Below are 13,407 nucleotides of genomic sequence, written 5' to 3'. Positions count from 1 at the left end.
GCGTATCCTGCACTTTATGCGGTGTCGACCCGAAGAAGTATCTGTCGGAAACGATTATGCGAATCCGCAACGGCCGCGGCTTTCAGCTTCCCTATGCATTTGCCAATGAGCACGAGACCTTCAACCTAATCTAGCGTTGGCTCGTGGTTCTAGCTTAACCGAAGCGAGGGCGCGTTTTTGCCTGCTCGTTGGTAGGCTTACATAGGTAAAGCCTGAAAACGCGGCGCTTGTGGGCGAAACCCCAATCTGGAAACGGGATTCCATCGCGATCATCTCCGTGAAGTGGCTTTTGTAGTGCGCTGGTGCCGGGTTCGCGATCACCCCGCCCGTTTGTGGGTGCTTCAGTATGGATTGCGAAAAACCTGAGGTGAGTTGACAAATTCCTCGGCCGTGACCAAATTTGGACGCATCCTAATTAAGGCATAGGTGGGTATTCCTTTAGGGAAAACACACTGATCTCTCAAGACAAAATCGAGCCACTAAGTGCTGCCAATATGCGTACCCGTTCGCGGCTGCTAAAACAATCCTTGGCCGCCCATTGGCAGGATCGTGTGGGGAAACGAAGAACACAAAATCCAATAGGGCAAATATCAAGAGTCCTAATCGGACGGCAATACAACCACCGGCCGAAACCCGACACTGTTGCCGCGACCACCAGCGCGGCTCCCGCCGCGACGGGAGGCCACAAGGTTCCCTGAGCTGCTGTCCCAAGAGCCGCCCCGTAACGCGCGAACGGTATGGTCGGAAAAAACAAAAGGGTTGCGATCTCTACCGCTCTGTCGGTATGCTTCCGCCTCAAAATGATCGCGACACCACTCCCATACATTGCCGCATAGATCGAACAAATCGGTGGAGGTTTTTCCTCGGGGATAGATGCCGATTACACTTGGATGAGAAAGCTCCGATTCTTTGAAATTGGTTTTCTCTGCTGAAAGCTCCTCGCCGGACCAAGGAAAGCGACGACCGGTCTCACCTCTCGCGGCATAGACCCATTGCGCTTCAGTGGGTAATAGAATCTTGCTGCCCACCGTCCATCTGGCACCCTCCTCCTTATCGAACATTTCGGTCTGCCAATTGCAAAAGGCTTCGGCCTCATACCAACTTAAACCGACGACCGGCTGGTTAGGTTCGTTAAACTGCGCATTTTGCCAAAATAGTGGCTGTTTGCCTGGACAAAGCCACGGTTGGTTGTCCAAACCAAAATGCTTGAGCCATTGTTCATATCGTCCTAGCCACATTCGACCTTCTTCCGACCACCATCGCATTTGTTCATAGCCTTTTGCTTCTACAAAGGGACGGAATTCCGCGTTGGTGACGGGATACTTAGCCATAAGGAAGGGTTCGGTCAGGGTAACACGATGTGCAGGTTTCTCGTCTTCCTCGTCTGAATTATCATCCCCCATAACAAAGGAACCTGCTTCGATACGAATCCAACGTCCAACTTTTTCCAAACCAAGGCGAGGATCACCCAGTCCCCCCAGTGCTTTACCAAGTATATGACGTTGTTTTGGAGTAGCCAAACTATTTCCATCCTCGAGGGTGCGTACCGTTTGATCGCGTAATTCCTCCAAGAAAGAGAGCTTAATGTTGCCCAAGCGGGCCTCGGCCGCCGCCTCGACGGCGAGGATCAGGGGTTCGATGTCCGTGGGTTTTTCAACCGCACGTTTTTTCAAATCTCCTAAAAACCGTTGGCCCATCCCACCCCCGCGGGTGCGACACAGGTTAGCAGCGGTCAGCCGAACCACTTCATGCCAGGCGCTATCTTCAAAATAAGTCCCCAAAAATTTGAAGGGGTCCTTATATTCAGAAACGGCAACGGCTGCCAAGAATTCTTGAAAACCCAGGTGGGTGAAGCTGTATTCTGGAGGATCGTCATTGACGAGAAATAACCCCGAATGGGTACCCAACCGTCGCACCTTGTGAAGCAAAGATATACGCTGTTCATAATTCATGGTGGTCGTTTCGAACCATTTTTCTTTGAGTCGTTCAAACAAATCATGTTCGAGAATTTCGCCTACCTGGTTGCTTTTGAACATCCAAAGTGCGGTATGGGCAAGCCCGTGGTAAAAGCGCGTACATTCTTCCTCTGTACCACCTGCCGATGGGCCGAAGCGACGTTCCAGCAACAAGGTCACAGCTCGGTGATAAAGGTCGACGCGGCGCCTTGGAATGGCTTTTCCAGCATTAAATATTCCCGCAATTATAGTCAGCAGCAATGGGTTGTTACACATAGCTTGGACGTGCGGATGACGGCGCAGCGATCCCCACAGTTGTTGCTTCAAATCGTGAGCTTCTTGAAGGGCATCTTTGCCTTTAACTGCCTCAAACCAGCGAGTAAGGAGCTGTTCTTGGGCTTGATCGTCGAGACGCAGAACCTGAGCTTGTTTTTCTTGGAAGGCCAAGGCGGTAAGAACACCTTGTTGCCTGATCGCAACAGGGCGTGCAGTGACGGTGAGGCGATCTTTTTCGCCCAAACATTTTGCAAAGGCCCCAATGAGGTTGGCTACTAGGAAGCGTTGTTTTGGCACGAAAATTTCATCGAGGCCGTCCAGCAACCACCATACTCGACCCGAACCCATTCTGGTTTTGAGGGCGGCGCTATCGAGGCCGAACGGGGCCAACTCGGCCGCCGCCCAATCGACCAAAGTTTGTGGCAGTTCGGGCGCCGTCGCATCTTTGAGATAATCGCCCAGTTTTTTTAACGGCAGGAGAATCGGCAGAACCGCCTCGCTGTCTTCCGCCTCCAGTTGTTCCAGGGTTAGGTAGGCTAGCAAGGTGGATTTACCTGAGCCGGGGCCACCCACGATCAGGCAGTGATGTAATGCTTCGCGCTGCAACAGCTTATCCAAGGGCCGGCTCGGTGATCCTTCTTTGCCAGGATGTTCCTTGTCGGATGGTTGCTTTTCCTTGGCTGCCTGCTCCCGCTTGTGGGCAGCCTCGCGTTCTTCGGCAGATTGCCAATCGGTTACCAAAGGCACAAAGACACGCTGGAGCCGCATCTCCAGCGGTTTATCGGGGTCGACAAGAGGTTCCAAACTTCCGTAACGGGGCAAAAGCCGGTTTCGGTAGCTGGTCGGAATCCATTGGGTCTCTATGCGGATTATGCCACCGTCATAGCCATCATCACCAACCACACCCGGTTCTAGGCCCCAGCATGAAGGGATCTCGGTTTGGTAGCGGCCTTTCTTGAGGCCTTGGTAGATGTGGCTGGCGAGATGCCAAAACCCGCCATCGTTTTCGCTGTAAGCCCAGACCATTACCTGGAGGGTGTTGGCGGCTAGGTCCATACTTACCTGGGTGATGGTCAAGGGGTGGCGGGTTTCGCCCCAAGCCGCGCCCGCCGCCATTTCGAAACAAGCCTGGTCGGGTGTGTGGGCAAGGCTGAGGCGGGTTCGATGTTTGTGGCCGCGCATGATGAACTGACAACCAGAAGAACCCGTTAGTAAACCCTCTACCTTGTGGGCGTCCTCTTCCATGAAGTCGGTGAAAGGATGGTGGAACAAAGCGATTTTTAAATCGATGTCATGCTTTTTGAGCTTATTCAAGGCATTCTGTACCTGGTACCAGCCCATGGCGATATGCCCCTCGTCGTCGTCATCTTGGCAAAGCCAGGCACTGTTGAGACAGAGGACGGCGACACGGATACCGGCAACCTTGCGAATCTCAACCTGCCATGGGTTTTGAGGAGACCAGTCGCCACCACAAAAATCGGCTGCAAATTTAAAAAAAGCATCCTGGCGGTTGGCGTGGCTAGCTCGGTGGGTCTCGCTTTTGAGAATCGTATTAACAACCGAAACCTTTAAATCATTGCGTACCTCTTTATGAAATTGATCTACAGAACCTCGATTAACATCGTGGTTCCCCGGTGCGATGAACCAATGCTTTTTGGGGTCATGATTGAGTGCCTGGGCCAGTTCCTTGAAGCGTTCTTTCGCGGCGGTGTATTCCTCAGGTATGCCCCGGTTGGCGATATTGCCGGAGAGGAACACCCAATCGATGGGCGGATCTCCCTTCGAACGGTCCTTCACGACGTCGCGGACCAGGTGATCCCAAACGGCCTGCTGCTGCCAGGCGGCGCCTTTGCCAAAGTGGAAGTCGGAGAGGTGCAACCAGGAAAGGGTGCGCTTTGGTTGGTGAGAAAGCGAAGACATGGCTGAAGTCCTATAGTTGTGAAAATTAGAAGCTTCCGGGGAAAGTGTTCAAAACTTTACCATGTCTTCTTTGGCTTTAAAAAAAGGAAAAAAGACCGAAAAAAAAATGAGGCGGTGGCATTTTCGACAAAGCCGTAACAAAACATCGCAATTTGTAACGTAAACCAAGGCGGTTTGTTGGGTTTGTGAAATACGTGCGGCCGGAAGACGACGATCAATTTAGCCTCTAGCCGGCCGCACATCGGCAAGATCGTTTGGGGAAAACAAGAACACAAAAGCCAATAACACAAATATCAAGGGTCCTGCTCGGACGGCAACACCACCACCGGCCGAAACCCGACACGGCTGCTGCGGGAACCGGCGCGGTCCCAGCTGCGGTAGGAGGCCGCCAAGTTACGGGCGCCGCCATACCAAGAGCCGCCGCGCAGCGCGCGCACGGCGTGTTCCCTTGTGACAAAAGGGTTACGATCCCTTTCGTCCTGCCGGTACGCTCGTGCCTCATAATGATCGCGGCACCAGGCCCAAACATTGCCGCCCAGATCAAACAAGTCGGTTGGGGTTTTTCCTCGGGGATAGATACCGACGACATTTGGTTGGGATAAACCAGATTCACTGTAGTTGGCATGCGCCGGCGAACAATTCTCGCCCGGCCAGGCATAGCGACGCCCCGCTTCACCCCGTGCAGCATATTCCCATTGGGCTTCCGTGGGTAACTGAAGCTCCGCCCCAACCGGCCATCCCGCGGGTGGTTCCGAATTGAATAGGGTGCTCTGCCAGTTGCAAAAGGCTTCGGCTTCATACCAACTCACGCCAACAACCGGTTGATTGGGTTGATTAAACCGGTTGTTTTGCCAAAAACCGGGTTCCTTTCCCGGCTTGAACCAGGGTTGATCGTCCAATTCAAAACGCTGGAACCATTCTTGATATCGCCAACGCCACATGCGGCCTTCTTCTGACCACCATCGGGGTTGCTCGTAACCTTTGGTTTGCACAAAAGGGCGGAACTCCGCGTTGGTGACGGGGTATTTGGCCATAAGAAAAGGCTGGGTTAGGGTGACGCGATGGGCGGGTTTCTCGTCCATCTCGCCTAAATCATTATCACCCATCATAAAGGTACCGGGTTCGATACGCACCCAGCGGTCGGCCTTTGCCAAACTGAGGCGTGGGTCGCCCAAAACACCCAGCGCCAAACCCAGCCGTTGCCGTTGTTTTGGCGTGGTCCTATTGTTCCCATCTTCTAAGTAGCTCGCGGTTTGATCGCGCAGGCGCTCTAAAAACGGGAGATTGATATTGCCCAGATCGGCCTCGGCAGCCGCTTCCACCGCGAGTGTTAGCGGTTCGATGTCCCCAGGGTAATCCTGAGCCCGTTGATACAAACCTTCTAGGAACACTTGACCCAGCCCGCCACCTCGGGTGCGACACAGGTAGGCGGCGGTTAATAGCACCACTTCATGCCAGGCGGTGTCTGTTAAATGGGGTTTCATGAATAGGAACGGTTGTTTCTTCTCTGAAGCGGCTACGGCGGCCAAGAACTCTTGGAATCCCAGGTGGGTGAAACTGTATTTTGGGGGATCGTCATCAACCCGCAATAACCCGGAATGGGCCCCCAACCGCCGCACCTTGTGACGCAGGGCAACGAGCTGATCGTGGTTGACGGTGTCCGTTTCGAACCACTTCTCTTTGAGGCGTTCGAGCAAGTCCAACTCGTGAATTTGCCGAACCTTGTTGTTTTGGTGCATCCAAAGCGCCGCATGGGCAAGGCCGGCGGAGAGACGGGTACATTCGTCCTCCGGTCCGCCCGCCAATGGACCGAAACGACGCTCCAGCAACAAGTTAACCGCGCGGTGATACAGGTCGATGCGGCGCCGTGGAATGGCTTTGCCAGCGTTGAAAATTGCCGCAATAACCGATAGCAGCAGCGGGTTGTCGCACATAGCGGCAACGTTTGGGTGTTGGCGCAGCGATCCCCACAGTCGTTGTTTCAGATCGTGGGCTTCTTGAAGAGCATCCTCTCCTTTGATCGCCTCAAACCAGCGGGTAAGGAGTTTTTCTTGGGCGCTGTTGTCCAATGGGAGAACCCCGGCCTCTTTTTGTTCAAAAGGCAAGGCCACACGCACGCCTGCTTGGCTCAGTGCTACCGGGCGGGTGGTGAGGGTCAGGCGATCCCGCTCTCCCAAACAATGGGCAAAGGCCCCAATGAGTCGGGCCGCTTGGATGCGTTGTTCCGGTGCAAAGATTTCATCGAGGCCGTCCAGCAGCCACCAAACCCGACCCGAACCCATTTTGGCTTGGAGGGCGGCGCTGTCGATGCCGAACGGGGTCAACTCGGCCGCGGCCCAAGCAACCAGTGTTTGTAGTGCTTCGGGCGCCGCCGCATGTTTGAGAAAATCGCCCAGCTTTTTTAACGGCAGGAAAATCGGCAGGACGGCCTCGCTGTCTTCGGCTTCCAGTTGTTCCAAGGCCAGGTAAGCGAGCAAGGTGGATTTTCCTGAGCCGGGACCGCCGACGATCAGGCAGTGTTGCAAGGCTTCGCGCTGCAACAGCTTGTCCAATGGTCGCCGGGGTGGTCCCTCTTTCTCTGGATGTTCCTTGTCGCGTTCCTTTTTTTCTTTGGCCTCCTGCTCGCGCTTGCGGGCGGCCTCGCGTTCCTCGGCAGACTGCCAATCGGTTTCCAAGGGCGCGAAGACACGCCGGAGCCGCATGTCCAGCGGTTTGTCGGGATCAACGAGTGGTTCCAAACTTCCGTACCGGGACAAAAGGTGCTTTCGGTAGCTGGTCGGAATCCAGAGGGTTTCTACGCGGGTTGTGCCGGTGGTCTCGTTCCCGTCACTGACCAATCCCGGCTTAAGCCCCCAGCATGAAGGGATCTCGGTTTGGTAGCGGCCGTTTTTGAGGCCTTTGTAGATGTGGTTGGCTGGATGCCAAAATCCACCGTTGTTTTCACTGTAGGCCCAGACGGTTACCTGGAGGGTGTTGGCGGTTAGGTCCATACTCACCTGGGTGATGGCCAAGGGGTGGCGGGTTTCGCCCCAAGCCGCGCCCGCCGCCATTTCGAAACAAGCCTGGTCGGGTGTGTGGGCAAGGCTGAGGCGGGTTTGATGTTTGTGGCCGCGCATGATGAATTGACAGCCGGAAGAACCCGTGAGCAAACCCTCGACCTTGTGGGCGTCCTCTTCCATGAAGTCGAATAAAGGATGATGGAACAAGGCGATTTTCAAATGGACGTCATGCTTTTTGAGTTTATTCAAGGCATCCTGTACCTGGTACCAGCCCATGGCGATATGCCCCTCGTCATCGTCATCCTGGCAAAGCCAGGCGCTGTTGAGACAGAGGACGGCGACGCGGATACCGGCAATATCGCGAATTTCAACCTGCCATGGGTTTTCAGGGGACCAGTCGCCACCACAAAAATCGGATGCAAATTTGAAAAAAGCATCCTGGCGGTTGGCGTGGGCAGCTCTTTCCGCGCGATCCGGCAAAATCAGATCAATGTCTTCGATTTCCAGCTTATTGCGCATTCGCTTCATCAGGGGTGACACCAAACCGCGATTAACGTCGTGATTTCCCGGTGCGATGAACCAATGGTCTTTGGGATTGTGATTGAGTGCTTTGGCGAGTTCCTCGAAGCGTGCTTGGGCGATGGTGTATTCCTTTGCTATGCCCCAGTTGGCGATATCGCCGGAGAGGAAGACCCAATCGATGGGCGGATCTTCCTGTGAGCGGTCCTCCACGACATCGCAGACCAGGTGATCCCAAACGGCCTGCTGCTGCCAGGCGGCGCCTTTGCCAAAGTGGAAGTCGGAGAGGTGCAACCAGGAAAGGGTGCGCTTTGGTTGGTGAGAAAACGAAGACATGGCTGAAGTCCTAGAGTCGTGAAAATTAGAAGCTACCAGGGAAAGTGTTCACAACTTTATCATGTCTTTTTTCGGGATTTCAAAAAGAGTGAAGACGACAAAAAAGTGGACGCCCGGTTTGTTGATTTTAAAGAAATTTCCTTCGCTTAAAGCTGAAACGCGGGATGGTCACGGCTGGCTTGGGCAAGCCGTCCAAAGGAATGGGGTTGGGTGAATGCTCGCGGTTTCCTCGGGCGGACGTTAAAGGCGAAATCACCATGGCTTTCCCAAAGGTTGGGTTACCCAGGCATTATCCCAATCCCTTCCAAAGATTTAACCCGATTCTGCAAAAGTAATTTAACGAACTTCTTTTTGCTTGTTGAAATCACGCGGTAGATCGTCTCAACTCATTGTTTATAACAATTACCGCTCTGCTTTAACTATGTTTGTTTTTACATTGTCACACTAGTTTATTTAAAAACCTTCGCGATTTAAGTGCCGTATCCTCTAAGCACACGGAAGACGTGGGAGGTGAAACAGCTTATGCGGTTTAAAGATCTTGGCAAGACACACAAATTCAAACTATTTACATTAGAAGTTAGGATTATCTATCTGGTTTCTTTCGTGGGTGGATGCTTGTTGTCTTTCTTGGTTTTTGCATGGCAATTACTTCCTTTCCCTTATATTGTCAACCTAACCCTATTTTTGCTTCTGAGCTTTGCTGTTGGTAAGGTTTCGGAAGTGCCTTTTTCAAAAGAAATACTGTACACCAAGCTTAAAGGCAGAGTGTCGATTGACCCCTAACGCAAAGCATTAACGAGATAACCAAAGTAAGGAGGTCTTTAATGAATGGCGGAGCTGTGTCTACTTATCCACCTTTCGAACAACAAATTATTGAAAAAAGTGGTTTTACCCGCTCCATTTCCGAGTGGGAAAAAAGCTTGGAAACCCATCCCGTTCAAAATCGGTTAATGCCGTGGCAGCTCAACCAAGAGAAAGCCGTCGACATTCACAAACCCTCGCGTTCTATCTCCATTTCCTAAAAAAGAGACCCCTATGCTTGAATCCTCCACCACCTTTGATTACCCCTTTCGAAACCGGCTGGGCACCCTTTTCTTTTTTATCGGTTTCTTACTGATTGCCTGGCTGGTTTCTTGGCTTGTTAGTTTGGCGGTTTACCGTTTCGGCATCCTCGTTGAACCCAAAACCCTTATTTACACGGCCATCTTTGGGCTCATGATCGTGGTCGCTTTTGTGTATGCCCGATCATGGCGTGGTTTCCTACTTAAACGTTTCGCGGCCAACCCGGTTATCTCCCTACAAAAAGACATTATCGGGCTCAAACCAACCGCCCTCGATTATGTGTGCCGCACCACCAACGGTTACCGCGCCACCTTCGAGGTCACCATTCCTTTCCTCGAACTGGTGGACGCCAAAAGGGAGACCCACCGGCCCCTGCGCGTGCTGTTCCGGCAAAAAATTGTCTCCGCGGTTTACTTTGAGGCCGGCAAAGCACCCAACCTCTACAAAATCGATGAAGGGGTCGAACCCGCGCTGCGCCGGATTATGGACTACGACAACCGCCGACTCCAACAAACCACCGCGCGCGGGGTCATTCGCATGCAGGTCATGGTTGAAGTCGAGGACCCACAAGAGGCCGCGGCCATCGTGGAAGAATCCAAAAAGATTCGCGGCATTCCCTTTGAATCCTTTGCCGCGTCTTTCTTTAGCCCTGGCTTGTACGGCCAGGCCGGTGCTGTCGCTTATTCGGCGGCGCGTTCGTTGGGCGTGCCGGCCGTGGTTGAACTGGTCGGCGGCACCTTCATGCCGCTGCTCATCATCGGTTACGAAGCCAATTATGCGCATCAGTTCAATCACAAACGCATTCAGGACCTTGGCCAACATCTAAACCGGCCGATTCTCTGGCACACGCTTGCCTTTCCGATCCCGGCCCGCGAGGTACGCCGCATTTCCAGGGTTGGCGCGCTTGAATCCGCCTTTCCCAAGGGGTTGCTGGACCGAACTACCCGTGAAAACATGCAGCAAATCCCCGCCGAAATTGAAACCCTCAAGCAACAACTCCAAAGCGGCCGTAAGCCCCGCCTGCTCAAGCAAGTGATTTGGATCAAGCTGGATGACGATGATCGGGCACGCATTGTTTTGAACAAAGCACAGGAGTGGCTGTTTGAGCGCGGCCTGCAAGCCTCGGCCCTCAATCCCACGCGGGCCTTGGCCCTGTTCGCGAGCATGCACCCCGGTCTGGAAGCCCACGCCGCCGATTCCACGCAAGGGCTTGGCATCGCGGGCGAAGAGGGCGAGATCCATGCCGAAATGGAGGCGCTTTCGAGCTGGCACGGGCACGAGGGTTCCAACCAAATTCTCGAAGATTTTGCGGGTAAAACCCTGAACTTTAACCTCTTTGAGGGCGGCAACAACTTCAACATCGTGATCGTCGGCGAACCGGGTTCGGGCAAATCGGTGGTCATCAACGGTCTGACGGCAAGTCACCTGGCCCGTAGCCGATTCAACCGCGCGATTCTGGTGGATTACGGCGGCTCCTTCTCCGGTCTGGTGGAAGCCATTGGCGGCAACCAAATTTCCCATAGCGACCGGGGCAAATTGAAAATCAGCCCGATTCCTTTGTATGGCGCGCTGCTGGACGAGACGGCTTTTCTGAAGCGATACCCCGGCGAGGATTACACGGCTTACCTGAGTGATCAGCAGGATCTCCGCACCGAGGTTCGCAAGCAGTCCTTGATTTTTATCAAAGACTATTTGTGTCAACGGGGCAAATCCATCAACGACAACGCGGTGTTCAAAGAGCTTTTTTTCCAGGTGCTTGACCAATTTGCGAAGCCAGGATGCCGGTTAAAGGAGATTATCCAGCGGAGCATTCAGTTTGCGCGGGATCAGCTTGAAAGTTGCACGCTTGAAATTCGCAAAAAGGCCTGTCTCGACCTGCAAGATTTGTTCGTGGAACTGGATGCGGTTTGCAAGATCAGCCCGTTTATCGGCGATAACGAACTGGACCTGAGAGACGGCAGGCTGACGTCCTTTAACCTTGACGGCTTTTCCGAGGAGGACAAAAACGTGCTGGTCGGTTTGATCAGCATGTTGATCCAGCAGACCTTTGGCGATCCCATCGCGGGCATGACGCTGATTGTGTTTGACGAGGTCCACAAGTTTATCCGGGGAAATGACGGCACCGCGACCGGGCTGGGCCACATCTTGGATTCGACCTCGCGGGTTACGCGGAAATATGGTTCTTCGCTTGTCTTGGCGAGTCAGTCACCCAAGGATTACGAACGTATCCCGAGCTTAATCGAAAACGCCAACCATCACCTTATCATGCGCCTGAAGATGGGGCATTTGAGCAAAGAATGGAAGGTGGTGGATGCGGGGCTGATTGAGCATGCACGCACCATGGCCGAACCCGCCGATGCGGCCGGCTTTAGCACGATCCATTTGGGCACCACGACGCGCGAGGGCGATATTCAAGGGAAGTTCCGGTATCGGTTTACACCCATCGCCCTTTATCCCTTTACTTCCAAAATCAAAGATAAAGACATTATGAACATCTCGTGTCATCTCACCGGCATCGAGAACTATATCGACCTTGCCGCCAAGGTGCATTACGTGGATCAAGAAGGCGTTGACCATTCAATGATCAAATTGATTCCCATTGGTTCGCTGGAATACTGGCGCAGGCTTCAACCGGAAATCCTCCCGATTTACGCGGTTTTGAAACCTTACTTACTGATTTTGTTCCGAGATAAGGAAGTGAACCCCTTTCTTGATTTATTCCTCGGCAGGAACAAGGCGGCATTTGAAGAAGTGGCCAAAGACGGTGTGAAACTCCAAGCATTTTTGAAAGAAAGTTACTTTTACGAGGCGGTATATTATGAAAACCAGATTTAACTTTCGCACGATTCGGCTCCCGACCCTTGACTTTCAAACGGTTCTGCTATTTTTCTTGACCGTTGGATACCTAGTCAACAGTATGGCGCTTTATTATAAAGAGCATTATCCGTGGATCGTACTTTATAACCCCATGACCAATGTCGCCAAACTCATGAAAGCAACCCGCGATGAGCAAGCAGTTAGGGATGTGATGCTCGGCGGCTTTCGGCAAGCGGTGGCGGTGGCGGTCGGCGCGCATCCTTTCGAAATGGATCGGCCAGGACACTATGCGGTTAAAGATGAGATTCTTAAACAAATGTTTTCGCCGGAGGCGGCGAAGTATGTGCTGAAGATGCGTCAAGAGATCGCGATTTTCCATGTCTATGGCACGACCGAACTTACCTTTAACTCGGAGCACCTAGAAGATATTTTTGTTCGGCCAACCAACGGTGGGCTTTTCTTCGAAAGTTATTTCAACCAGGTGATTCCGATTAAAGACAACAAGAAACGTATTCGTACCTTTCACGTGCGTGGTTTCGGTTACTTGGCGCCGGGAACCATTGACAACCCGTACCAAATTAAGTTCGCAGAATTACAGATTAAAGAGATCGAACCCAAAAAACCACAGTAATAACCAAACCAAAAATGAGGTGAATCATGAACGTTCTTTACTGGACAATGGCATCGCTTTGTCTGCTGTTGGGTCCCGCCGGGGATTCCTTTCAAACCAAAACGGAAGAGCTGGTTCCCGAATGGGGCTACTCCTACATCCGCTACAACTTTGACCACGACGACCGTAGTATTCCCTTGACGATTCACAAAGACACGGGTTGCATTTTGATTTTATCCCGGCCTTACGATGATGCTTGGTCCAGCGACGCCAACGGCAACGCCACCGGGGCCTTCTACAAATACGCGCAATGGGGGACCACGCCGAGCGGCGCGCCCGATTTCAAAAAACTCATTATCTCGAACGTCAACAAAACCAAAACAACGCAAAACCTGTTCCTGCTTTTTGGCGATCATGTTCTGGAAATCACACTTGACCAAACCGATGAATACCAACTGGCTGATCGGCGCGTAGTTTTCGAACTGCTTGGCGGCGAACCGAAACCCATCCAGAAACGCCCGGTTCCACCGGCCCCCAGTAAACCCGACGAACTGCTGCCGTACCTCGCCAAACTCGCTTCGCCCGACAACCGCCACATCGCGGTGCCCCACGGTCGCCTGACCTACCAATTCGAAAAGGCGCCGTTTTTCTTTTATTTCACCCCTTTGGAGGGTGCCCCGGACGTGGAAATCCTCGAACTGACGCGCGGAAAAAGGTCGGGCAAACACTTTCAATACGAAATCCCGCTGTCGCCGGAACTGAACCGCGACCTCGGCCGTTCGACCTTCCAATCATTCCAAAACTTCGAACTCGACAAGGGCGAGCGCTTGTACCTGCGCATCAAGGTGAAGGGTGAACGGTCGGCGAAACCCGTCCGCCTCAAGAAACCTCGGCGGTCATGATGCGGGCGCGC

Annotated in this window: 7 protein-coding genes; 5 read left to right on the top strand and 2 right to left on the bottom strand. The window is 53.1% G+C overall.

Annotation, left to right across the window (positions count from 1 at the left end; all coding sequences use genetic code 11):
- Window positions 1-599: 599 nt before the first annotated feature.
- Both J3U88_RS33360 and J3U88_RS33355 read right to left on the bottom strand, forming a co-directional pair.
- Window positions 600-4,151, bottom strand: a complete 3,552-nt coding sequence (locus tag J3U88_RS33360) for an SUMF1/EgtB/PvdO family nonheme iron enzyme (RefSeq protein WP_207863555.1) — start codon at window positions 4,149-4,151, stop codon at window positions 600-602.
- Between the two features lie 293 nt (window positions 4,152-4,444).
- Window positions 4,445-8,005 (bottom strand): SUMF1/EgtB/PvdO family nonheme iron enzyme, encoded by a 3,561-nt coding sequence (locus J3U88_RS33355; protein ID WP_207863554.1) that lies wholly within the window; start codon window positions 8,003-8,005, stop codon window positions 4,445-4,447.
- Between the two features lie 510 nt (window positions 8,006-8,515).
- On the opposite strand from J3U88_RS33355, the gene J3U88_RS33350 reads away from it, so the two are divergent.
- Genes J3U88_RS33350 through J3U88_RS33330 form a run of 5 tightly spaced genes read left to right on the top strand, consistent with a single transcriptional unit; the run spans window position 8,516 to window position 13,396 of the window.
- A complete protein-coding gene (locus J3U88_RS33350) occupies window positions 8,516-8,788 on the top strand; it encodes a hypothetical protein (RefSeq protein ID WP_207863553.1) in 273 nt (90 codons plus the stop codon).
- 41 nt (window positions 8,789-8,829) lie between these two features.
- Complete coding sequence (locus J3U88_RS33345; RefSeq protein ID WP_207863552.1) at window positions 8,830-9,027, top strand: hypothetical protein; 198 nt, start codon at window positions 8,830-8,832, stop codon at window positions 9,025-9,027.
- A 13-nt stretch (window positions 9,028-9,040) separates the two neighbouring features.
- The gene (locus tag J3U88_RS33340; protein ID WP_207863551.1) at window positions 9,041-11,902 is read left to right on the top strand and encodes a TraG/VirB4 family ATPase; all 2,862 of its coding nucleotides are present in this window, start codon (window positions 9,041-9,043) and stop codon (window positions 11,900-11,902) included.
- Complete coding sequence (locus J3U88_RS33335) at window positions 11,886-12,515, top strand: hypothetical protein (RefSeq protein WP_207863550.1); 630 nt, start codon at window positions 11,886-11,888, stop codon at window positions 12,513-12,515. The genes J3U88_RS33340 and J3U88_RS33335 overlap by 17 nt, the downstream gene beginning before the upstream one ends.
- Window positions 12,516-12,541: 26 nt before the next feature.
- The gene (locus J3U88_RS33330; protein WP_207863549.1) at window positions 12,542-13,396 is read left to right on the top strand and encodes a hypothetical protein; all 855 of its coding nucleotides are present in this window, start codon (window positions 12,542-12,544) and stop codon (window positions 13,394-13,396) included.
- The last annotated feature ends 11 nt before the right edge of the window (window positions 13,397-13,407 follow it).

It is taken from the genome of Acanthopleuribacter pedis (genome assembly GCF_017377855.1).
GTDB lineage: Bacteria > Acidobacteriota > Holophagae > Acanthopleuribacterales > Acanthopleuribacteraceae > Acanthopleuribacter > Acanthopleuribacter pedis.
Note: the sequence above shows the minus strand (reverse complement) of the source record. Positions and strands in the feature narration are given on the sequence as shown.